Origin of the sequence: Nosocomiicoccus ampullae, assembly GCF_019357495.1 — a bacterium.
GTDB lineage: Bacteria > Bacillota > Bacilli > Staphylococcales > Salinicoccaceae > Nosocomiicoccus > Nosocomiicoccus ampullae.
Genome location: NZ_CP079110.1, coordinates 1,369,122 through 1,392,168 on the forward strand (window position 1 = coordinate 1,369,122; position 23,047 = coordinate 1,392,168).

The window sequence follows — 23,047 nt, forward strand, 5'->3', positions numbered from 1 at the left end:
ATATTCACTTTAAGATAACTCGTTTAATAAGTTCAAGATTTTAGTTCTTATTGTATCATCTTTTATATTTAACACTTTTTCTTTTGGATAATATAACTTCGCATCTTTTCGGTGAAGTCCAGTAATTGCTTCAATAATTTCTGACACTTCACTAATTTCTCGTATTTCACCATTTTTCTTTAACAAATGAATCGGTTGACGTTTTGACCCCGGACGATCGTAGTCATACGGCATATCTGAATAACGATCCGTAAATAAATTATATTCTGGGTCGATCCCCGCTTTTTCAAATAATGTTTCAAACTCTAATTTTGTTAAAAACCCGTCATAAAACGGGACGAATTTAAAGAGTTTACGGTTTACAAATCGGTCCGCTAACTCACTTAACACGTCGTCCATCTCTCCGGTCCACTCTTGAAGATAAAAATTCATAATCGTCTCGTCGAGTATTAAATAATCATGTACTGTTTCACGATCTTCAAAAAATGGGATTAAATACTTCGGTGGTTGTTTAAACTCGTAGCCTGACTCATACAATTCTTTCGCACGTTTAAAAATTAGAGTGAGTAACACTTCTCCCCCGCGACTGACTGGGTGAAAGTAAATTTGCCAGTACATTTGATAACGACTCATTAAGTAGTCTTCAACCGCATGCATCCCGCTTTCTTTTATTAACACTTCATTTTTTGAAGGAATCATCACACGAAGCAATCTATCGATATCAAACTTTCCGTACTCGACTCCTGTAAAATACGAGTCACGTTGTAAATAATCCATGCGGTCAGCATCAATTTGACTTGATATCATCGACACAACAAGTTTATTTTTATGCGTGTGCGAAATAACACTCGCGACTTCTTCAGGGAAATCTTCACTTACTCTTTTTAATACACTATTAATTTCAGTGTTGCCTAAAATAATTTCTTTTGTATACATTTCGTGATCCGTATTAAAAATTTGTTCAAACGAATGTGAAAATGGTCCGTGCCCAACGTCATGAAGAAGTGCCGCACTTAGTGCGAGGATTCTATCGTCATTATCCCACTCATCATATTGAGAAAAGTTCTCTACGATTTTTCTAACGATTTCATACACTCCTAAACTATGTGTAAAACGTGAATGTTCTGCAGACGGAAACGCAAAATATAACGTTCCAAGCTGTTTAATTCGTCGTAAACGCTGGAACTCTTTTGTCTTAATCAAATCCCAAATAACTTGATCTGTCACGTGTACATAGCTATGTACTGGATCTTTAAACACTTTTTCATCTTCAAGTTGTAAGTCTTTATAATTTGAAGACATTTTCTCACCTCGTTAGTTTAAGCGCTCATTTCTTTCTACCATACGTTCTCTTTGCTTATCAAAACGCTCAAGTGCTTCTCCGCTAAATAGTTCAGCTGTTTTTAATTCACCGAATTCTTTTTTAATTGTTTCTAATATACGGTTTTCAGCATCATCGACTGTTAAACCTTTCATTAATTCGCTTAAAGAAATCATGACGTCTCGGTTCATTTCTAATCTCGGTGGATTTGACGAAACATCATAAAAATCTTTCATTACATTTGCGCGGTCACCCCCGCTACCTTCAACCGCTAAATAGATTTGTACAGCGACTGCTTCTTTAATTCGTCGCTGAGAAATCCCGGCAAATTTTTGTCCATTTACGGATAAATCAAAATTTCCCGGGCAATAACTACCGACGATTTCGTAAGCATCGATTTTTAATTCGGGAAAGCTTTTTTTAATAATGTCATACATTTTTTCGTATCCGTTATCGATTGTCGGCACTTCACTTTTTGGTAAAATTAATGAAATATTTAAAACACCTGAGTCTAGGACAACACCAAGCCCTCCACTATTTCTTACGATATAGTTATAGCCTTTATTACGCAGTGTGTTTAAACCGTCCTGTAAATTCTCTAAACGCATGTCTTGTAGTCCTAAAATTATAAAGTTATCATGCACCCAGCTTCTCACTCTAGGAATTTTATCTTGAGAAACGAGATGCTGAAGCACATCGTCAAAAGCAAACGAGTCAAACGGATGATTAGTATATGAAATTGGGTAAAATAATACTTCGTTCTTCACTATTTTATCTCCTACATTTTCTTTACGTACCAATATTATACTTGTTTTGTCACAATTTATCGATATTCGCTATTTGAAAAGCGTTATGCAGGTTGTACACTAAAGTTAATGAAACTTTTTAAGGAGAGATATTGATGAGTGAAGCGGTTAAAACATTAGACGGTTGGTGGAGTTTACACCTACTTTACAGCGTAGATTGGTCAGCGTTAAGAATGCTTACAGATGAAGAACAAGATAGAATCGTCACAGAGTTTGAAGAGTTCTTATCGAGAAGTGAAGCAGTTAGCGAGAAAAAAGAAGGTGACCACACGATGTACAACATCACTGGTCAAAAAGCTGACATTTTACTTTGGTTCTTACGTCCAACAGTTGAAGAATTAAATAACCTTGAAAATGAGTTAAATAAACTACAAATCAGTGACTTTTTAATTCCTGAATACTCATACTTCTCAGCAATTGAGATGTCGAGTTATCTTGCAAAAGACTCTGACGAAGATCCATACGAAAATCCGTATGTGAGAAGTAGATTATATCCTGAACTTATGGACGCACAGTACTGCTGCTTCTATCCGATGGACAAAAAACGTGAACTTGATGACAACTGGTACATGCTTCCAATCGAACGCCGTAGAGAGTTAATGAGAGACCACGGCATGATTGGTCGTCAATATGCTGGTAAAATTAAACAGTACATCTTAGGATCTCAAGGCCTCGATCTTTATGAGTGGGGTGTAATGCTCTTATCAGATGATATGCTTGAATTCAAAAACATTATTTACGAAATGAGATTCGACGAAACAAGCGCAAGATATGGTGTATTCGGAGACTTCTACGTCGGTGTACGCTTAAGAAAAGACGATTTAAAATCATTCTTTAGAATTTAACTGTAAAAGTTTAAAACTTCTTGAAAACGAGTATAGTATAATATCTCGGTCAGGAGGAAAAACGAATGAAAAGATTAGTAAAACGCGCAGTCGTATTTATTACACCGATTATTGTCGCAAAAGTTGTCGATAAAGTACTCGGTGAAGACGATTCTAAGAAAAAACGTAAAAAATAAACAAAACGGCACACACAATAAAATTGTATGTGCCGTTTTTTGTATGTCGGTGTGTTTAGATGAGTATCGTCAACGAGAAAAGATTCTTTTAAACAGAGAAGCGAGTATCGTCAATGAGTTTTTTTATCTTTGATTATTTCAAGCGTATCGTCAACGAGAATTTAGTTTTCTGAAATCTCGTTAACAATACTCGATTTATCGTAAACCCTAGAAATTTTCGTATACAATACTTCAATCTACGTCAATTAGATTTAACTGTCGTAAACGATACCTTAGCCACCCTCTAAAATACTTACTAGCATGCATTTCATCTTCTACAAGATTAACTTACTTATTCTTATTTTTACTGCAACCTGCACTCATACCGTTGCTATTATCTAATCCCCAGAACTCGTTACTCGCTTTAAATATTTTATTACTTAATAATAGCATAACGATTAGGTTCACGAACATGACGAGTCCTAAGAATACGTCTGTTAAGTCCCAAATTGCTTTTAGGCCACCGATACCTCCGACAAATACCGCAACTAAGAAAACGTAACGGTAAATTCTCGCTTTCTTTCTATCGATAATCGTAGAAAGTTGTGTTTCTCCAACGTATCCAAGTCCAATAACTGTACTATATGCAAATAAAATTGTCGCAATTCCAACAGCTACTCCTAAAATTGGAGAAATATCTCCAAACACTTTCGCAACAATTGTTGCAGCATCTTGACCTTCAAGATCAATACCACTCGTCAGTACTGCGAGTGCTGTAAATGTACAAACAACTGTAACTAAAAATACTTCTGTCACTCCGAATATCGCTTGCTCAACTGGGTGCTTCACTCGTGCTGGCGCATGCGATACTGTAAATACAACTTGCCCAGATCCAGATACGAAGAATCCGCGCGCAATTCCGTACTGCATTGCCTTCATAATCCCGTAACCTGCAACTCCTGCGCCCGCTTCCGCTGGACTAAATGCAGATGAAAATACGAGTTGAATCGCAGGAATAATTTCTTTGTAATTTATTACGATGACAATTGTCGCAACGATGATATAAAAGAGTGACATGAACGGAATGAGTTTCTCAGCAACGTGACCGATACGCTTCACTCCACCTACAATAACTATTCCAACCGCAACCACATTCAATGCAGATAAAATATAAATAACATTTGATAAGTTCGGTGCAAGATTTGTCACGTTAGATACTGTCACATTGGACTGTATCATCGCACTCGCGAGACAAACAAGTATCATGAGTATAACGATTGTTTCACCTAAATATCTGGCGCCTAACCCTTTACGTACATATAAGGCTGGCCCACCAACATACGTCCCGTCGTTTGTTTTTTCTCGGAATAATATAATCAAAATAATCTCTGAGTATTTAATAATCATGCCGATGAATGCAGCAATCCACATCCAAACAAGTGCTCCAGGTCCACCACTAATTAACGCACTCGCAACTCCGACAACACTTCCCATTCCAATAACAGATGCGAGTGATACAAACATCGATTGTAAAGATGATAAATCTCCGTCAGTATCGGCATTTTTATCATTTTTAATGCTGCTAAATGTATCTTTTATAATGCTAAAGAACTTTCTAATATGTACAAATTTCGTACCTACGGTTAAGTAGATCCCGACAAATCCTAAAAATACTAATGCAACAGGACCCCATATAAAATCATTCACAACATCAACGATATGAATTAATGTTTCTAACATTTCCAGTCACCTCTTTTTAAATTTATTCACTTTATTAATACAATATCATATGTTTGCCGTATTTTATAAAATTAAAAAAGCATCTCTAACGGTTAGAGATGCTTGATCTTAAATTTAAATTTTTAAAACTTGAACGATTGTCATTACCCATGCAGCGATGAACAGCACACCGCCAATTGGTGTAATTGCGCCGAGTATGCCAATTCCTGTTGTCGATAAAATAAATAATGAACCTGTAAAAAATATAATTCCAATGAACATGACGATACCTGCTGCGTTAAACATTGTCGTACCTGTTACACCGTTTAAAATACCAAGTAAAATTAAACCTAGACCATGGTACATTTGGTATCTACATGCGGTTTCCCACACTTCTAAATAATGCTCAGTTAGTTTTCCTTCTAAACCGTGCGCACCAAATGCACCTGCTGCAACACTAATCAGTGCATTTATTGCACCTAAAATAATTAACATTTTCATTTATAAGACTCCTTTAAAAATCAAAAATAGATGTGCTTGAATGACTACTCTCTGCGATATATGTATCGTCGAGGGTACGTTTTTTAAGTGGTTGTGCGTCTTTTTTACGTATCGACGGTTCATTTGTTGTCGAGCTGTTTTCACCCTTTAATAATTGTACCAACTTTTCAATCGCATATAAATGTTTTTCGTCGTTTGATGATTCATATAGCTCTAACTCATCTTTAATTGAATTAATCACCTTTTTTCTCAAAGTTTTCACTCCAATCAATCGGCGTTTTCCCGACGCTTTCTAAATACTTATTCGTCATACTAAAAGGGCTTGTTCCGAAAAAGCCACCGCGATTTGCAGCAAGAGGGCTCGGGTGAACACCAGTAATGACTTTATGCTTTGACGTGTCGATCAATTTGATTTTTTTCTTTGCCGGGTTCCCCCACAAAATAAACACAATATTTTCTCTATGTTCACTTAACATCTCGATAATTCTATCCGTAAAATATTCCCAACCAATTCCTCGGTGAGAGTTCGCTTGATGTGCGTCTACTGTTAATACAGTGTTTAATAATAATACACCTTCACGTGCCCAGTCTGAAAGATCGCCATCTGTACGTGTAATACCAAGATCATTTTCAAGCTCTTTATACATATTTCGTAAACTTGGTGGAATCGTAATTCCTGGACGAACACTGAATGCGAGACCATACGCTTGGTTTTCACCGTGATACGGATCTTGTCCAAGAATCACCGCTTTGACATCTTCAAACGGTGTTAACTGAAATGCACGATATATTTCATCTCTTTTAGGAAAGACTGTACCCGTACTATATTTCTCTTCTAAAATATTATCCATTTCACTAAAATCATATTCGTTTTTTATCGTTCTAAAGCATTCTGACCAATTCATTCATAAGCCTCCTAAACTATAAATAGTATAACATTTAAGTTAAGCATCATTGTAGATAAACCACCTCTTATATAGTAAAATATAGACATTATTGCCTAGGATAGGAGAATTAAACTTATGACACAGAAAAAAGTATTAACAATTGCTGGAACTGATGTTTCAGGAGGTGCTGGTTACTCAGCAGATATAAAAACTTTTGAGGACCATGATTTATACGGTTTTTGTGCACTTACAACGATCGTTTCTATGGACCCAAGTACTTGGGCACATCGAGTACACCACGTACCATTAGAAATACTCGATGAACAAATTGAAACTGCACTATCTTTAAAACCAGATACAATTAAAACAGGTATGTTACCAAACGAAGAAGTGATCTCACGTGCGCGTAAAGCAATCGAAAAAAGTGGCGCGGACTACTTCGTCTTCGACCCAGTCATGGTATGTAAAGGTGACGACACTGTCTTAAACCCTGGCGTTGTAGATAGTATGCAAAAAGAATTACTACCAATTACAACAATCGTGACACCAAACTTAGTTGAAGCAGGAAACTTAGCAGGTATGAATACTCCAAAAACAATCGATGAGGTCAAAGAAGCTGCTAAGAAAATTCACGAATATGGTCCAAAATACGTTGTCGTTAAAGGTGGAACAGGACTTGAAGGTGACAACGCATTAGATATTTTCTATGACGGTGAAAAATTCTACGGATTATATGCTGATAAATTAGAGAAAGCTTATAACCACGGTGCAGGTTGTACTTTCGCAGCAGCAGTTGCTTCTAACTTCACAAATGGTTTAGAGCCACTTGAAGCAGTCAAAGAAGCAAAAGCATTCGTTACTTCTGCAATTAAACACGGTTCACAAATGAACGAACATGTGGGTGTAGTCAGACACAACGCATACAATAAAGTTGATAAAGTAAACGTACAAGCCAAAGAACTTTAATAATAAGAGGGATTTTTATCTCTCTTATTATATTTATGAGGACTTAGGGGGATATTCATGGCTTTAAAACCGATCGATGAAAAAGAAGTTCAAGAACTGATCAATAATTACAAAAACACACCCGTTTACTTACACATTGAAGTTACAAGTGGTGTATACGCAAGTCATAATGATGACAATGTATTTAACTCAGGTACATTTGTCCGAAATATTCAAGTTACTTACACTGAAGGCACATTAAAAGGTGGCGGCAATTTTGAATACCGCGTCGGTCTTAAACTCGACAATAGCGGCTGGGTATATGTTACTGGACTTTCACATTACACTGTTGAAGACGGGGTCTTCATCTTGCATGGTATTGACCATGAAGGTAAACTTGCTGCAGCATTAGAAATTAGCATTGATAAGTTAAAAGAATAAATTTAAAACGAGGGATATTATGTCACTTGAAAAAGAAAATCACGTGCTAATCATCTACCCTCACCCGGACGATGAAGCGTTTGGTGTGTCAGGGTCAATTATGGCGTATAGAGACATGGGAGTTCCAGTCACTTACGCTTGTTTAACTTATGGTGATATGGGGAGAAACATTGGAAATCCACCAGTCACTCGTGAAGCACTATCTAAATTACGTAAAGCTGAACAACTTGAAGCTGCACGTTTAATGGACTTAGACGTTAAGTTTTTAGATTATAGAGACAAAACGTTAGAATTCGAAGACAAAGACTTACTAAGAAGTGATATTAAAAAAGTAATAGATGAAACAAAACCATCACGTTTAATTACGTTTTACCCAGGGTACTCTGTACACCCTGACCATGAAGCAACAGCAGAAGCTGTATTAGATGTTGTCGCAGAAATGGATGAAGCGGATCGTCCGACGTTAACGCTCGTTGCGTTTGATAAGCGTACATTTGACGATTTAGGCGAGCCGACACTTCAAACTGATATTAGTGAATACGCAGAACGAAAAAGAGAAGTGCTCGCGGCACATAAATCACAAACAGAGAGACTATTAATCGAGTTATGCAAAGATACTCAATTTAGTAAAGAAGCACGTGAACGTTGGTTTGAAAAAGAAAATTTCTATTACTATGATATTAATGACTGGATAAGTAAAGAGAAGGAGTAGCTAAGTATGACGAATATAGATCTTTCTAATCGCGAAACGCGATACAAACACTTTGGTTCAGTAGATCCAATTAAAGGTACAAAGCCTAAAAATAAAGAAGACATGGCGGACCTTCAAAATACGAAAAAAGACTTCCTTTTTGACGTACAATCTGTTGGGATTAATAACCTAACATACCCAGTCAAAGTTGGAGACTATCAATCAGTCGGTAACTTTGAACTTGCGACAAGCTTACGTCGTGATGAAAAAGGTATTAACATGAGTCGTATTTTAGAGTCGCTACAAACTCAAAATGACGGTGGTATTAAACTTGAATTCGACACGCTTAAAAAAGTACTTGAAGTATTAAAAGAGCGTATGGAACAAGAATCATCAGAACTTACTGTTGAGTCCACTTGGTTCTTTAATAAGCCATCACCAGGTACAAAACTAGATGCTGTTGCACATGCTGATGTACTTTATCATATGGAATATAACGATAATAAAGTGACTAAAACACAATTTGGTATGACAGCAAATGTTACGACACTTTGCCCTTGCTCAAAAGAAATTAGTGAGTATAGTGCACACAATCAGCGTGGTTACGTAAAAGTACTTCTAGATATCGATGAAAATGAAGAAGTACCTGAAAACTACAAAGAAATCGTATATCGCGCATTAGAAATTAACGCATCAAGTCAACTGTACCCAATTCTTAAACGAACAGATGAAAAAATGGTGACAGAACGCGCATACGAAAACCCACGTTTCGTTGAAGACTTAATTCGACTCGTCGCTTATGACATTCACGATTTACCTTGGGTCAAAGCATTTGAAGTAGAATGTCGAAACGAAGAAAGTATCCACCAACATGACGCATTTAGTCGTATGAGATTTGAAAAATAATATTTTAATGAGAATCAGACCTTAAAAGGTCTGATTTTTATTTGTTTCACTTTGGAGATGACAGGGCGTGTGTGTGATTATTTAACAAAAATAATCCGATTTTGTTAAATATAATAGTTTAATTAACAATAATCGGAGCTTTTCATCAGTTTTTGTTAGATAAAACAATTTAATTAACAAAACAGCTTAATTAAAATGAAATTTTGTCAAATAAAACAATATATCTTACATTTTCGGCCAAATTCTGTTAATTAAAAAAAAGTTTACTACTTCAATAATCACCTCTCGCCTTTTCTCACCGACTCCTTTATAGTGAGTATAGATTATCATATAAGGAGACTCGTAATGACTAAAAATAGAATACTTTACGCGCTGCGTGTATTACTCGTTGCGTTTTTAGTGTTTTCTACGATAAACTACCTCGTTGAATCGCCGTCTGGAAGTATAACGAGTATTATTATGTATGCAGTAATGTCAGCAGTTCTGACTGTTCTCGCTACACTTTTCTTACTTGGAAAACCTGATGATTTCAAATAGAAAGAACCTTTAAGCTTGGCTTAAAGGTTCTATTTTTTTCTTTTTTTATCTTCTCGAAGCTGCTTAAAGAAGTGTTTTAGCATTTGACTACACTCGTCTTTTAATACACCTTTCACGACTTCTGCTTGATGGTTAAATCGTGACTCATTTAGTAAGTGCATTAAACTATTTACAGTGCCACCTTTTGGATCGTCTGCGCCGTATACGACTTTTGGAATACGACTCATAACAACCGCACCACTACACATGACGCACGGCTCGAGTGTCACGTAAAGTGTACAATCTTCTAAACGAAACGTCCCAAGTACTTCACACGCCTTTTCTATCGCAAGAAGTTCTGCGTGTGCAGTCGGCTGCTGCGACGTTTCTCGTAAATTATGAGCGCGAGCGATGACTGTATCGTCTTTTACAATAACCGCACCAATTGGCACCTCATTGATTTCAGCAGCTTTTTTTGCCTCTATAATTGCAAGTTGCATGTACTTTTCATGATTCATTGGATGATAAACTTCCCGTTGTTAAAAAGTTCACCGACACCATTTAAAATGATGTTTGCATCTTCTAAATATTCTTTTGTCGATGTACCACTAAGTACACCGATGGTTCTTACACCATTTTTTATACCTAGTCTAGTATCAGTATAATTATCACCAACGACAACGATGTCTTTATACTCATATCCCGCTTCAATAATTGAATCTAGTACGTTTACATCTGGTTTTGAGTACTCTGAATCATCTCCTGCAATGACAAAATCAATATAATCATTTAAGTTAAATTTTTTTATGAATGCTTCAGTACTCAGTCTAGAATCTGACGTGACAATGGCATTTTTATAACCGAGTCGCTTACCTTCTTTTAGTACTTCGACTGCATCTGGCAAGAGTTCCATATTTTTTAAGTATTCACTGACATGTTTAATATAGAAATCTTCCGCCCAGTCCGCACCACCTTTTGCACGTTTTTCATAAGCATTTTGAATATCTTTACCAGTACCAGATGCGAATGTTGAATTCGGCTGAATTGTTCCATCGACATAACCAAGTTCACGTCTAAATTCATCATCATATGGAAGATTAAAGTGTGCTTCAAACGCATCTAGACTCACTTTAGCAAATGGTGTCCAAATTTTTTCGTAATTTAATAATGTTCCATCTTTGTCATAAGCGATAACCTTTACCAAATAATCACCTACTGAGTCTTTTGTTTTAATTTCTCACTCACGTTTTCGAGCATGACTTCTGTCATTTTATCTAAATCATATTTTGGAGAGAAATCCCATTGTTTTTTAGCTTCCGAGACATCTAATGAATTTGGCCACGTCTCAGCTATACTTTGACGTTCAGGATCTACGTCATAATTTATTTTAAAGTCCGGAATATGTTTACGAATCGATTCCGCAACCATTTCTGGTTCAATACTCATCGCTGATACGTTAAAAGCGTTACGCGTCGTCAGTCGATCAGGATCCGCATGGAGTAATTTAATTACTGCGTCTATTGCGTCATCCATAAACATCATATCCATATATGTACCTTTATCTATAAATGATGTGTATTCACCTTTACGAATCGCATCATAATATATTTCAACCGCATAGTCTGTCGTACCACCACCTGGCTCTTGTACGTAACTAATTAACCCTGGAAAACGTACTGAACGGGTGTCTACACCGAATTTTGTGTAGTAATAGTCCATTAGTAATTCCCCAGTCACTTTGTTTACACCATACATTGTTGTTGGACGCTGTGTTGTATCTTGTGGTGTATTTTCTTTTGGTGTTGATGGTCCAAATGAGCCAATTGAACTTGGTGTAAAATACTGTGCATCGTATATACGCGCAGCTTCAATCGTATTAAATAATCCACCCATATTAACATCCCATGCGAGTGCTGGATTCTTTTCAGCTGTAGCACTAAGTAGTGCTGCTAAGTGGATAATGGAATCTGGTTGGAATGATCCAACCATTTCCATTACACGGTCTTTATCTGTTACATCTAAGATTTCAAACGGTTTCCCTACCATCGGACCAGCTTCTGGCATACGGATATCCGTTGGTAAGACATTTTCATCCCCATACATTTCTCTTAAACGTACAACAAGTTCTGTACCGATTTGTCCTAACGCACCGGTGACTAGAAATTTTCTCATAACTTAGAATCCCCCTTAAATAATTCCGAGTTCTTGACCGACTTCTTTATAGATTTCAATTGCATCATCTAGCATTTCTTTAGTATGTGCCGCTGTTGGCATATTTCTTACACGACCTGTACCACGTGGTACTGTTGGGAATACGATTGATTTCGCGTACACACCTTTTTCTTGGAGTAAGCGTGAAAACTCTTGAGCTTTCTTTTCATCTCCAATTATTACTGGTGTGATTGGTGTTTCAGAATTACCAATATCAAATCCAGCATCTTTAAGTCCTTGTTTTAAATAATCTCCATTTTCCCATAATTTGTCATGAAGTTCTGTAGATGCCATTAACTTTTCAACTGCTTTAGTAATTGCAGCAGTATCCGCTGGAGTAAGTGCTGTTGAGAATAAGAATGGACGTGCAGCAACTTTTAAATAGTCCACTAAATCTTTAGAACCTGCTACGTATCCACCAACGACACCAATCGCTTTAGATAAAGTACCCATTTGCATGTCGACTTCTTTTTCTAAACCGAAGTGTTTTACAGTACCTGCACCTTTACCCATAACTCCTGAACCGTGTGCATCGTCAACGTACGTAATTAAGTCGAACTCTTTTGCGACTTTAATCATCTCAGGTAAATTCACAACGTCCCCGTCCATTGAGAATACGCCGTCAGTAATATACATTACTTTATTGTACTCACCAGATTCTGTTGCCTCTTTTGCTTTTTTACGTAAGTCTTCTGGATCGTTATGGTTCACACGAATAATTTTCGCACCAGATAAACGGCACCCATCAATGATACTTGCGTGGTTTAACTCGTCAGAAAGAATCGCATCTCCTTTTTTCATGATCGCAGGAATTGCACCTTGGTTTGCGTTAAATCCTGATGTTAATGCAATCACTGATTCTGTTCCTTTAAATTTCGCAAGCTTTTCTTCTAACTCTCTATGAAGATCCATCGTACCGTTAATTGTACGTACTGCACCTGCACCAACACCGTGTGAATCAATCGCCTCTTTCGCAACTTTTTTCATGTCTTCATCTGTCGCGAGACCAAGATAGTTGTTTGATGATAAGTTAATTAAATCTTTACCATCAATGTTAATCACCGGCCCATTGGCACCTTCAACGACATCGATTTCATTATATAAACCGTTTTCTTTTAATTCATTTAAATTATTATTTAAGTACTCTTGTAAAGTTTTTGACATTATAAAAAGTCCTCCTTAATCGTCTTACTCTCCATTTTAACAGAATAGAAAAATTCGTGTAAGGAATCGCATTCAAGTTATATATTTGAAATTTTCAAACTATTCCAACACATTTTAAACGATTTTTGGTACACTAATAATATTATACTTAGGAGTGATTATTTTATGTCTATTGAAAAGCTTGTCGATGAACGAAAGCAAGATATGGTAGAAACAAGACGTTATCTACATAAGCATCCAGAACTCTCGTTTAAAGAATTTAAAACATATCAATTTATTTTAGATCGATTAAATCAATATGATGACATCGATATTATAGAAAATGTCGGTGCAAATGATAATAATTCCGGTAAAGGAATTGTCGCTAGCTTTGGAGAAGGTCATCCACATATCGCATTTCGTGCAGATTTTGATGCACTCCCAATTCAAGATAAAAAAGAAGTTGAATATAAGTCGACGGTTGACGGTGTGATGCACGCTTGTGGACATGATGCACATACAACAACACTTCTCACACTTGTAGATGTCGTTTCTAACAATTTAAAGAATTTAAAAGGAAAAGTGAGCTTCATCTTTCAATATGGAGAAGAAGAACCACCTGGTGGCGCTGAATCAATGATCGAGGACGGCATTTTAAAAGATGTCGATTTTGTATATGGCCAGCATTACTGGAGTCAATTTGACACACATGAAATCCATTCAAAAAATGGCGCGCTAATTGCAACTCCAGATAAATTTAGAATAACAATTCAAGGACGCGGTGGACATGCTGCTTATCCGCAAAGAAATATCGACGCTATTTTAATTGCTAGTGAGTTAATTGTGAATTTACAGTCTATTGTATCTCGACAAATTTCACCAATTGATAATGCGGTTGTTTCTTTTGGTCATGTGAAAGCTGGAGATACATTTAACGTCATGCCTGACAGTGCTGTTCTTGAAGGAACTGTTCGTACGTTTAATTATGATGTTAGAGAAAAAATCGTTGAAATTTTTGAAAGTGAAGTTGAAGCGACGACAAAAAAACGTGGGGCAACAGGAGATTTATATTACCATAGAGGTTTTCCACCAGTCATTAACCATGAAAGAGAAGCGAAAATTGTAGAAGAAGCAGCTAAATCTTTAGGTTTAGAATATACAGATACAAAACCTTTAATGATTGGAGAAGACTTCTCATACTTTATTGAAGAAAAACCTGGCGCTTTCTTTTTAACAGGTTCAGGTAATGAAAGTAAAAATTCTACTTATGCACACCATCATGAATTATTTGATTTAGACGAAGAGGCAATGGAATCAGCCTTAAAGATGTTTATGAAAATAATAGAACTTGAAAATATAATCGATTGGAACTAATCAAGGAGGAAATAAAATGAATATCCGTGAAGTAATACTGGATCATTTTGAGGATGCTGTTAAAAGACGTAGACACTTACACATGTATCCAGAGTTATCCTTTAAAGAACATGAAACAAAAAAATATATTTACAACGAGTTAAAAGATTTACCACTTGAAATTGAAAGAGATGTTGGAGGTAACGGAGTAGTCGCACGTTTAATTGTTAATGACGACTACAAAACAGTCGCATTTCGTGCAGATTTTGATGCTTTAGAAATACAAGAAGAAAACGACGTTGAATATAAATCTAAAAATGAAGGTGTTATGCACGCATGCGGTCATGACGCGCATACTGCCGCACTCATTACATTCGCGCATATTCTCTCTGATTATAAAGATGAACTACCGGTGAACGTGGTCTTTATCTTCCAGCATGCTGAAGAACTTGTGCCTGGTGGTGCGAAGTCTATGATTGAAGATGGTTGCTTAGACGGTGTGGATTACTTCTTTGGAACACACGTCGCTGCTTTAGAGCCTGTTCACCAATTTGGTTGGAATTACGATTCTATGTATGCGAATGCAGATACTTTCACAATTACAGCTACTGGAAAAGGGGGACACGGTGCAGCACCTCATACATCACATGATCCTATTCTAGCTTCTGCATATTTAATAGAACAATTACAATCTATCGTTTCTAGAAATGTAGATCCATTAAAATCAGCGGTGTTATCAATTACTGCATTTAACTCTGGCCACGCATTTAACGTCATACCAAATGGTACAGAATTAAAAGGTACACTACGTACTTATGATAGTGACGTTAGAGAATTTGTATTATCTAGAATAGAAGAAGTCGCAAAAGGGGTTGGACTTTCTCAAAATGTTGATTTTAATGTAGATATCCATCGTGGTTATCCTGCTTTAAAAAATGACGTAAAAATGACTGATTACGTACGCGGACTTGCTGAAGAAGATGTTAACTTTGTTGAAAGTGTCGTTGAACTTCCGTCATCAATGGGTGGTGAAGACGCGGCGTACTACTTACAAAAAGTACCTGGCTGCTACTTCTCAACAGGTGTCGGAAATGTCGACAAAGGAATTGAGTACCCACACCACCATCCAAAATTCGATATCGACGAAGAAGGTCTCAAATCAGTCCTAGAACTTTTCTTAAAAATTGTGTTGAACTTCGACAAAGTGGACGCTTAGCACTGATATAAACAATAACCCCCGGTGAACATGCGAGATTTCCTAGTAATCAAGCGTATCAGGGGGTTTTTATTCTTGTTATTGAAGGGTTGTTATTTACAAAAATGAGTGTTGAAAACTAAAATTTGTTAAATAAGTTCAGTTAATTAACAAATTTATATCATCCAGCGCCATTTTTGTTAGATAAAAAGCTTTGTTTAACAAAAAACACTATATGGCACCGAAATATGTGAAATAAATCAGGATAACTCACAAAGTTAAAAGAATTTTGTTAATTAAATATTTGAGACGGTGATAATATTACTCTTTAATGTATAATATCTCCCTTTTTTACTTCCGTGAGTGTGACAGATTTTTTTGAGTAAACGTCTCAGTTTGCTTGGTGAATATGTATGGTCAATCCATTCTAATAAGCGTCTTAATGTTATTTCGTCATCAGGAAATAATGTCTCTAATTCAGTAATGCTTCTCCCAATCGCTGATTCTATTTCTTCCTTAGTCCCACATGATTGACACTTCAATTGTTTATACGTGTCTACCTCTAACCATCCAGAACAGTGCTGACATACTAAACCTTTCTTTGCTTTATTAAAATCTAATTTTAACTCATGCTCATAACGTGATTTTAATAATCGACCATCTTCTAATCGGTTAATTATATACTCATGTTTTTTATCGTAAACTTCCTCGTTTAACGATTCTAAAAATCGATTTAATTGACTCGCCATGACTACTGGCATGTCTCGTGTTAAACCATAAAGTGAAAACTGTTCGTTTACAAATGCAACATAATATTTTATATTTAAATTCAAATTTAATCGTTTCAAATGACTGTGTAACATGATTTCTGCACGTTCAACTTGTGAAAATGGATGTTTAATTTTTCTCAGTGGATTTAACCGATAAAATCCATCCGGCCGTATTTCAAAATCACCGTAATAACTTTTTACCTCAATAATAATACAACTTTGATTCAACAAAATTAAGAAGTCAATTTGGCATTCGCTACCGTTTACTTCAAAACGATAGTCACTAATCACCGCTATTTCAGGATGCAGTTTAGTTTCAATCAAACTTTTTAAATAATATTCTCCAATTTTTCCTTTTCTTTCTTTATCCAACTGAATTTTCTGATCACGGTCTAGATTATACCGTTTTTCTAACATCTCGAGATGAGTCATTTTCACATTATCCCTCCTATAAACATATGCTAGGAAATAACGTTTTTTCTTTTATCAAATTTATTATTTTTTATTTACAAAAATCCGTTCCGAAAACTGAAATTTGTTAAATAAAATCAGTTAATTAACAAATTTACATCATCCATTCTCATTTTTGTTAGATAAAAAGATTTATTTAACAAAAAGTACTATGTGGCATCGAAATATGTTAGATAAACCAGGATAATTAACAAAAACGACAATTTACTGTTAATTAAAATAGATTGCTGACCTTTATCGTAGTTAACCCTTTAATGATATAATATTAATAGGAGTTGATTGTATGAGAAATCTTTCGGTTCAACAAAAATCTTATATTGAAAATTACGTTTCAAATGAAAGAAAAAGTCTAATTATCGGATATGTATTATGGTTTTTCTTAGGTATATTTGGTGTTCATCGATTCTATGTTGGTAAAACTATCACAGGTCTAGTAATGTTAATATTAGGACTAATTTGTGGGTTACTTACTTTAATTTCATTCGGAACACTATCATTCCTTACAATGGCACCTATCACAATTTGGTGGTTCATTGACGCAGTACTCATTATTTTTATGGTAAATAACTATAATACTCGTTTAAGAAGAATTGCATATCGTGATATTATAAGATAAAAAAATGCTGAATCTAGTCGTGTACTAGATTCAGCACTTTTTATTGTCTTTCAAACTCCATGTCATTGGTAATATATTCGTCATAGTCCCTATAAGTAGATCCTTCTGGCATATCAAGAAACTCACTTTCACCGTTTACGATTGTCTCATTAATTTTAACAAGAATTTCTATCATATCGTCTTTTTGCTTTAAATTCACATCTAATTTTATATTCTCTGAGTCATAGTCATCATCTACTTCATTGAGCATTTCATACTCTAATTTTTCAATATCTTGCTTAGATAATTTACCATCTTTATAGTCTAAATCAAGTTCATAAACAAAATCATCAAAATCTTCACTATATAAACTGTCTTCCATCACAAAGACTAGCTCTAACTCTTTCACTTCAGATTTGTCATGTTTTAAATGAACGGCACCTTTACCATCATAATCTTCTTTTACATAAGTCTCTTCTTTAGCACCACACGCAGTGAGTGTGATTAGTGCAATAACCATCAACATATACTTTAAATATTTCATAATGAAAACCTCTCTTAAAAATTTACCCTTTTTTAAAATTATAGCATATATTGATGTAAATTAACCTAAAAAATTCAACTCGTTACTTTTCTTCAAATCCTTGTGTTTTTAAGAATTCTTTGACGTCTTTGAAAGTACCACCCTTTTTAGTATGACCGATGATACTCTCGCCATCATCTACATTTTCTGTCCCACTAATAATCACTAAAATACCGTCATCTGTCTCTTTTACTTTCGTCTTCGTATCGACACCTTCAAATTGGTTTAAATCTGAATAAAAACTTTCTAACTGCTTTAAATCCTTTTTAGTGAATGAATCATCACTAGACTCTACAAAGTTCAATGCTTGTTCTTTAGGTACTAAGTTTTTAACCTCAAACTCTAGTGATCTAAGCTCTTCTCCACTGTGGTTTACCGTAATAATCATTCCATTATCATCATTAGTTCTATTTTCAAACTGGGTAGATTCTGTATTACATGCTGATAAAAAGACTGTTAAAACTATAGCTAGTACATATTTTAAAAACTTCATCTTTTACTCCTCATATTAAAAAAACACTCGAGGATAATCCCCGAGTGCTTATATTTTAGTTACAATTATTCGTTAATTTCAGTAACTACACCAGAACCTACTGTACGTCCACCTTCACGGATTGAGAAGCGTGTACCGTCTTCGATAGCGATTGGTGAAATTAATTCAACGTCCATTTCAACGTTGTCACCAGGCATAACCATTTCAGTACCTTCTGGTAAGTTTACGATACCTGTTACGTCAGTTGTACGGAAGTAGAACTGAGGACGGTAGTTTGAGAAGAATGGAGTGTGACGTCCACCTTCATCTTTAGATAAAACGTAAACTTCAGCTTTGAACTTGCTGTGTGGAGTAATTGATCCAGGGTGAGCAAGTACTTGACCACGTTGGATGTCTTCACGTGATACACCACGTAATAACGCACCAATGTTGTCACCAGCTTCAGCGTAGTCTAATAATTTACGGAACATTTCTACTCCAGTTACAGTTGTCTTAGAAGATTTTTCAGCAAGACCAATGATCTCAACTTCTTCACCAACTTTGATTTGTCCGCGTTCAACGCGTCCTGTAGCAACTGTACCACGACCAGTGATTGAGAATACGTCCTCAACTGGCATCATGAATGGTTTGTCAGAGTCACGCTCTGGAGTTGGAATGTACTCGTCTACAGCTTCCATAAGCTCAACGATTTTTTGTTCATACTCTTCATCACCTTCAAGTGCTTTAAGAGCAGAACCAGCGATTACTGGAATGTCGTCGCCTGGGAAGTCGTATTCAGAAAGAAGTTCACGAACTTCCATTTCAACTAATTCTAGTAATTCTTCGTCGTCAACCATGTCAACTTTGTTTAAGAATACTACTAATGCTGGAACACCAACGTTACGTGAAAGTAAGATGTGTTCACGAGTTTGTGGCATTGGACCATCTGCAGCAGATACTACTAAGATAGCTCCGTCCATTTGTGCAGCACCAGTGATCATGTTTTTAACGTAGTCTGCGTGTCCTGGGCAGTCAACGTGTGCATAGTGACGAGTAGGTGTTTCGTACTCGATGTGTGACGTGTTGATTGTAATTCCACGTTCTTTTTCTTCTGGAGCGTTGTCTACTTGGTCGTATGACTGAGCGTCTCCACCGTAAGTTTTAGATAAAACAGTTGCAATAGCAGCTGTTAATGTAGTTTTACCGTGGTCAACGTGCCCAATTGTACCAATGTTAGCATGCGTTTTCGAACGGTCAAATTTTTCTTTAGCCATTTGAAATATCTCTCCTTATTTATATACAAAATTTATAATTTGTTTTGTCCACTTAATTAAAAGTGGACAAAATGATACCTATACTTTTTATACATTGTTATCGAGAAAAAATCAAGTGCTGTGATTATTCTCCAGTATTTTTCTTGATAATTTCTTCAGCAATTGAGTTTGGAACTTCTTCGTAGTGATCGAAGTACATTGTGTAAGTTCCGCGTCCTTGTGTGTTAGAACGTAATGAAGTTGCGTAACCGAACATTTCTGAAAGTGGAACGAATGCGTTAACTACTTGTGCGTTACCGCGTGCTTCCATACCTTCTACACGTCCACGACGGCTCGTTACGTCACCCATGATATCTCCTAGATATTCTTCAGGCATAACAACTTCAACTTTCATGACAGGCTCTAATAGAACTGGCTTACATTTTTTAGCTGCTTCTTTTAATGCAAGTGATGCAGCGATTTTGAACGCCATTTCAGATGAGTCAACATCGTGGTAAGAACCATCATATAATTTAGCTTTAACGTCTACAAGTGGGTATCCTGCAATAACACCATTTTCTAGAGCGTTTTTAAGTCCTTCTTCAACTGATGGGATATATTCACGTGGAACTACACCACCAACAATTGCGTCTTCGAATTCAAAGCCTGCACCTTGTTCGTTTGGTGTAAATTCGATGTGTACGTCACCGTACTGACCGCGTCCACCTGACTGACGGCTGAATTTACCTTGAACTTGTGCTGGTTGAGTGAATGTTTCACGGTAAGATACCATTGGAGCACCTACGTTACATTCAACGTTGAATTCAGATTTCATACGGTTAACAAGAACGTCTAAGTGTAACTCACCCATACCACCGATGATAACTTGTCCAGTTTCGTTGTCAGTGTATGCTGTGAATGTTGGGTCTTCCTCTTGTAATTTAACAAGAGCGTTAGACATTTTGTCTTGGTCCGCTTTTGATTTAGGTTCAACTGATAAGTGAATAACTGGCTCTGGGAATTCCATTGATTCTAAGATTACGCCAAGTTTTTCTTCAGTTAACGTGTCACCTGTACCAGTGTCTTTAAGACCTACTGCTGCAGCGATATCTCCTGAGTAAACTGTTGAAATTTCTTCACGAGAGTTTGCGTGCATTTGTAGGATACGACCGATACGTTCACGTTTATCTTTAGTTGTGTTTGATACGTATGAACCTGAGTCTAATGAACCAGAGTACACACGGAAGAATGTTAACTTACCAACGAATGGATCTGACATAACCTTAAACGCTAATGCTGTGAAAGGCTCGTCATCTCCTGGTTTTGCAACATATTCTTCTTCTGGGTCGTTAGCCATATGACCAACAATTGGTTTTACTTCAAGTGGTGATGGTAAATACTCGATGATTCCATCAAGTAATAATTGAACACCTTTGTTCTTGAATGCTGTACCACAGAATACTGGGAAGAACTCTACGTCACAAGTCGCTTTACGAATTGCTGCTTTAAGAGTTTCTTCTGTAAGCTCTTCTCCTCCAAGGTATGCTTCCATAACTTCTTCGTTTACGTCAGCAAGACCTTCGATTAATGCTTCACGCATTTCTTGAGCTTTGTCTGCATATTCTTCAGGGATTTCAATTTCCTCTACATCTTGACCTAGGTCATCGTTGTAAAGGTAAGTTTTCATTTTAACTAAGTCAATGATACCTCTGAATTCATCTTCTGCACCGATAGGGTATTGTACCGCGTGTGCGTTTGCTTGAAGACGGTCTCTGATTGTACCGATTGCATAGTCGAAGTTCGCACCAATTTTATCCATTTTGTTTACGAATACTAGACGTGGAACTTCATAGTTTGTAGCTTGTCTCCAAACTGTTTCAGTTTGTGGCTCAACACCTGATTGAGCATCTAATACTGTTACAGCTGAGTCAAGTACACGTAAAGAACGTTCAACTTCAACTGTGAAGTCTACGTGTCCTGGTGTATCGATAATGTTAACACGGTGACCTTTCCACTGTGCAGTTGTTGCTGCAGAAGTGATTGTAATACCACGGTCTTGTTCTTGCTCCATCCAGTCCATCTGTGATGCACCTTCGTGAGTTTCACCAAGTTTGTGGATACGGCCTGTGTAATAAAGGATACGTTCTGTTGTAGTCGTTTTACCAGCATCGATGTGAGCCATGATACCGATGTTACGAGTGTTTTTTAGAGAAAATTCTCTTGCCATAGAACCTTTTACTCCTTCCAATTTTTAAAAATCAATTTATACTACCGAGATCCACAATTCTACCAGCGGTAGTGTGCGAATGCTCTGTTAGCTTCTGCCATTTTATGCATTTCTTCACGACGCTTAACAGCACCACCAGTGTTGTTAGCAGCATCAAGAATCTCGTTAGCTAAGCGTTCAACCATAGTTTTTTCTCCGCGTAAGCGTGAGTAGTTCACTAACCAACGAAGTCCTAAAGTAGAACGTCTTTCTGGGCGTACCTCAACTGGTACTTGGTAGTTAGAACCCCCAACACGACGTGCTTTAACTTCTAATAATGGCATAATATTTTCTAATGCTTCTTCGAATACTTCGTTTGCGTCTCTACCTGAACGTTCTTCAACGATTTCAAAAGCACTATAAAGAATTTTTTGTGATGTACCGCGTTTACCATCAACCATTAACTTGTTAATTAATTTAGTAATTAATTTAGAGTTGTGAATTGGATCTGGTAAAACGTCTCTTTTAGGTACTGGACCTTTACGTGGCATACTAAGTAGCCTCCTTCCATAAAATTATCTCTATTTATTTCGTTAAATTATTTGCTAGCTTTTTTTGCACCATATTTAGAACGGCTTTGTTCGCGTCCTTCTACACCTGAAGTATCAAGTGCTCCACGAACTACAGTGTAACGAACCCCAGATAAGTCTTTAACGTGTCCACCGCGTACTAAAACAACTGAGTGTTCTTGTAAGTTGTGGCCAATTCCTGGGATATATGCGTTAACTTCCATGTTGTTTGAAAGTCTTACACGCGCATATTTACGTAAAGCTGAGTTCGGTTTACGTGGCGCCATAGTACCAACACGAGTACAAACTCCACGTTTTTGTGGTGAGTTGTTGTGAGTCACTTCTTTTTTAAGGCTGTTAAAACCTCTGTTAAGTGCTGGTGCTTTAGATTTAACGTTTTTAGATTTACGTGGTTTTCTAATTAATTGGTTAATTGTAGGCATCTTAGTATATGTCCTCCCTTCTTCATTTTAATAATCCACACATCCAGGTG

26 protein-coding genes are annotated in these 23,047 nt (G+C 36.5%); 9 read left to right on the forward strand and 17 right to left on the reverse strand.

Annotated elements, in window-relative coordinates:
• Positions 1-9: 9 nt before the first annotated feature.
• Positions 10-1,302 (reverse strand): HD domain-containing protein, encoded by a 1,293-nt coding sequence (locus tag KPF49_RS07150; protein WP_183673734.1) that lies wholly within the window; start codon positions 1,300-1,302, stop codon positions 10-12.
• A gap of 12 nt (positions 1,303-1,314) precedes the next feature.
• Positions 1,315-2,088 (reverse strand): lipoate--protein ligase family protein, encoded by a 774-nt coding sequence (locus KPF49_RS07155; RefSeq protein ID WP_246562732.1) that lies wholly within the window; start codon positions 2,086-2,088, stop codon positions 1,315-1,317.
• A gap of 134 nt (positions 2,089-2,222) precedes the next feature.
• Here KPF49_RS07155 and hemQ point away from each other — a divergent pair, with 134 nt between their 5' ends.
• Positions 2,223-2,972, forward strand: coding sequence for a hydrogen peroxide-dependent heme synthase (hemQ, locus tag KPF49_RS07160; RefSeq protein ID WP_183673733.1), 750 nt, complete (start codon positions 2,223-2,225; stop codon positions 2,970-2,972).
• Between the two features lie 503 nt (positions 2,973-3,475).
• On the opposite strand, the gene KPF49_RS07165 is transcribed toward hemQ, so the two are convergent.
• From KPF49_RS07165 to KPF49_RS07180, 4 genes are all read right to left on the reverse strand, one after another.
• Positions 3,476-4,867 carry an alanine/glycine:cation symporter family protein gene (locus KPF49_RS07165; protein ID WP_183673731.1) on the reverse strand — a complete coding sequence of 464 codons (1,392 nt, stop codon included), beginning with the start codon at positions 4,865-4,867 and terminating at the stop codon, positions 3,476-3,478.
• 114 nt (positions 4,868-4,981) lie between these two features.
• Positions 4,982-5,347 (reverse strand): DUF423 domain-containing protein, encoded by a 366-nt coding sequence (locus tag KPF49_RS07170; RefSeq protein ID WP_183673728.1) that lies wholly within the window; start codon positions 5,345-5,347, stop codon positions 4,982-4,984.
• Positions 5,348-5,360: 13 nt separating this feature from the next.
• Positions 5,361-5,600, reverse strand: a complete 240-nt coding sequence (locus KPF49_RS07175) for a hypothetical protein (protein ID WP_183673726.1) — start codon at positions 5,598-5,600, stop codon at positions 5,361-5,363.
• A complete protein-coding gene (locus KPF49_RS07180) occupies positions 5,581-6,252 on the reverse strand; it encodes a uracil-DNA glycosylase (RefSeq protein WP_183673724.1) in 672 nt (223 codons plus the stop codon). The genes KPF49_RS07175 and KPF49_RS07180 overlap by 20 nt, the downstream gene beginning before the upstream one ends.
• A 117-nt stretch (positions 6,253-6,369) precedes the next feature.
• Between KPF49_RS07180 and thiD the strand changes: the two genes are divergently transcribed.
• The 5 genes from thiD (at position 6,370) to KPF49_RS07205 (ending at position 9,754) form a co-directional block, all read left to right on the forward strand.
• Positions 6,370-7,200 (forward strand): bifunctional hydroxymethylpyrimidine kinase/phosphomethylpyrimidine kinase, encoded by an 831-nt coding sequence (thiD, locus tag KPF49_RS07185; RefSeq protein WP_183673722.1) that lies wholly within the window; start codon positions 6,370-6,372, stop codon positions 7,198-7,200.
• Between the two features lie 57 nt (positions 7,201-7,257).
• Positions 7,258-7,620 carry a DUF1806 family protein gene (locus KPF49_RS07190; RefSeq protein WP_183673720.1) on the forward strand — a complete coding sequence of 121 codons (363 nt, stop codon included), beginning with the start codon at positions 7,258-7,260 and terminating at the stop codon, positions 7,618-7,620.
• A 19-nt stretch (positions 7,621-7,639) separates the two neighbouring features.
• On the forward strand, positions 7,640-8,332 hold the full coding sequence (gene bshB2 / locus KPF49_RS07195; protein WP_183673718.1) for a bacillithiol biosynthesis deacetylase BshB2: 693 nt from the start codon (positions 7,640-7,642) through the stop codon (positions 8,330-8,332).
• A gap of 6 nt (positions 8,333-8,338) precedes the next feature.
• On the forward strand, positions 8,339-9,217 hold the full coding sequence (folE2, locus tag KPF49_RS07200; RefSeq protein ID WP_183673716.1) for a GTP cyclohydrolase FolE2: 879 nt from the start codon (positions 8,339-8,341) through the stop codon (positions 9,215-9,217).
• Positions 9,218-9,562: 345 nt separating this feature from the next.
• A complete protein-coding gene (locus KPF49_RS07205; protein ID WP_183673714.1) occupies positions 9,563-9,754 on the forward strand; it encodes a hypothetical protein in 192 nt (63 codons plus the stop codon).
• 29 nt (positions 9,755-9,783) lie between these two features.
• On the opposite strand, the gene tadA is transcribed toward KPF49_RS07205, so the two are convergent.
• The 4 genes from tadA to KPF49_RS07225 are packed head-to-tail and all read right to left on the reverse strand — an operon-like array spanning position 9,784 to position 13,108.
• Entirely contained in the window at positions 9,784-10,251 is a 468-nt protein-coding gene (gene tadA / locus KPF49_RS07210; protein ID WP_183673712.1) for a tRNA adenosine(34) deaminase TadA, read from the reverse strand.
• Complete coding sequence (locus KPF49_RS07215; RefSeq protein ID WP_183673710.1) at positions 10,248-10,937, reverse strand: HAD family hydrolase; 690 nt, start codon at positions 10,935-10,937, stop codon at positions 10,248-10,250. The genes tadA and KPF49_RS07215 overlap by 4 nt, the downstream gene beginning before the upstream one ends.
• An 8-nt stretch (positions 10,938-10,945) precedes the next feature.
• Entirely contained in the window at positions 10,946-11,905 is a 960-nt protein-coding gene (locus KPF49_RS07220) for an NAD-dependent epimerase/dehydratase family protein (protein ID WP_183673708.1), read from the reverse strand.
• A gap of 15 nt (positions 11,906-11,920) precedes the next feature.
• Positions 11,921-13,108 carry a glycine C-acetyltransferase gene (locus KPF49_RS07225; protein WP_183673706.1) on the reverse strand — a complete coding sequence of 396 codons (1,188 nt, stop codon included), beginning with the start codon at positions 13,106-13,108 and terminating at the stop codon, positions 11,921-11,923.
• A 165-nt stretch (positions 13,109-13,273) separates the two neighbouring features.
• Between KPF49_RS07225 and KPF49_RS07230 the strand changes: the two genes are divergently transcribed.
• Both KPF49_RS07230 and KPF49_RS07235 read left to right on the forward strand, forming a co-directional pair.
• Positions 13,274-14,461, forward strand: a complete 1,188-nt coding sequence (locus KPF49_RS07230; RefSeq protein WP_183673705.1) for a M20 metallopeptidase family protein — start codon at positions 13,274-13,276, stop codon at positions 14,459-14,461.
• Between the two features lie 16 nt (positions 14,462-14,477).
• Positions 14,478-15,656 (forward strand): M20 metallopeptidase family protein, encoded by a 1,179-nt coding sequence (locus KPF49_RS07235; protein ID WP_183673703.1) that lies wholly within the window; start codon positions 14,478-14,480, stop codon positions 15,654-15,656.
• 275 nt (positions 15,657-15,931) lie between these two features.
• Here KPF49_RS07235 and KPF49_RS07240 read toward each other — a convergent pair whose 3' ends face one another.
• Positions 15,932-16,837 (reverse strand): nuclease-related domain-containing protein, encoded by a 906-nt coding sequence (locus tag KPF49_RS07240; protein WP_246562831.1) that lies wholly within the window; start codon positions 16,835-16,837, stop codon positions 15,932-15,934.
• Positions 16,838-17,159: 322 nt separating this feature from the next.
• Between KPF49_RS07240 and KPF49_RS07245 the strand changes: the two genes are divergently transcribed.
• Entirely contained in the window at positions 17,160-17,492 is a 333-nt protein-coding gene (locus KPF49_RS07245) for a TM2 domain-containing protein (RefSeq protein ID WP_183673699.1), read from the forward strand.
• A 40-nt stretch (positions 17,493-17,532) separates the two neighbouring features.
• On the opposite strand, the gene KPF49_RS07250 is transcribed toward KPF49_RS07245, so the two are convergent.
• From KPF49_RS07250 to rpsL, 6 genes are all read right to left on the reverse strand, one after another.
• A complete protein-coding gene (locus KPF49_RS07250; RefSeq protein WP_183673697.1) occupies positions 17,533-18,015 on the reverse strand; it encodes a hypothetical protein in 483 nt (160 codons plus the stop codon).
• An 82-nt stretch (positions 18,016-18,097) separates the two neighbouring features.
• Positions 18,098-18,547 carry a hypothetical protein gene (locus KPF49_RS07255; RefSeq protein WP_183673695.1) on the reverse strand — a complete coding sequence of 150 codons (450 nt, stop codon included), beginning with the start codon at positions 18,545-18,547 and terminating at the stop codon, positions 18,098-18,100.
• Positions 18,548-18,612: 65 nt separating this feature from the next.
• The gene (tuf, locus tag KPF49_RS07260) at positions 18,613-19,800 is read right to left on the reverse strand and encodes an elongation factor Tu (RefSeq protein WP_183673694.1); all 1,188 of its coding nucleotides are present in this window, start codon (positions 19,798-19,800) and stop codon (positions 18,613-18,615) included.
• Between the two features lie 124 nt (positions 19,801-19,924).
• On the reverse strand, positions 19,925-22,006 hold the full coding sequence (gene fusA, locus KPF49_RS07265; RefSeq protein WP_183673692.1) for an elongation factor G: 2,082 nt from the start codon (positions 22,004-22,006) through the stop codon (positions 19,925-19,927).
• Positions 22,007-22,065: 59 nt separating this feature from the next.
• A complete protein-coding gene (rpsG, locus tag KPF49_RS07270; protein WP_183673690.1) occupies positions 22,066-22,536 on the reverse strand; it encodes a 30S ribosomal protein S7 in 471 nt (156 codons plus the stop codon).
• Between the two features lie 47 nt (positions 22,537-22,583).
• Positions 22,584-22,997, reverse strand: coding sequence for a 30S ribosomal protein S12 (rpsL, locus tag KPF49_RS07275; RefSeq protein WP_183673688.1), 414 nt, complete (start codon positions 22,995-22,997; stop codon positions 22,584-22,586).
• Positions 22,998-23,047 lie beyond the last annotated feature (50 nt).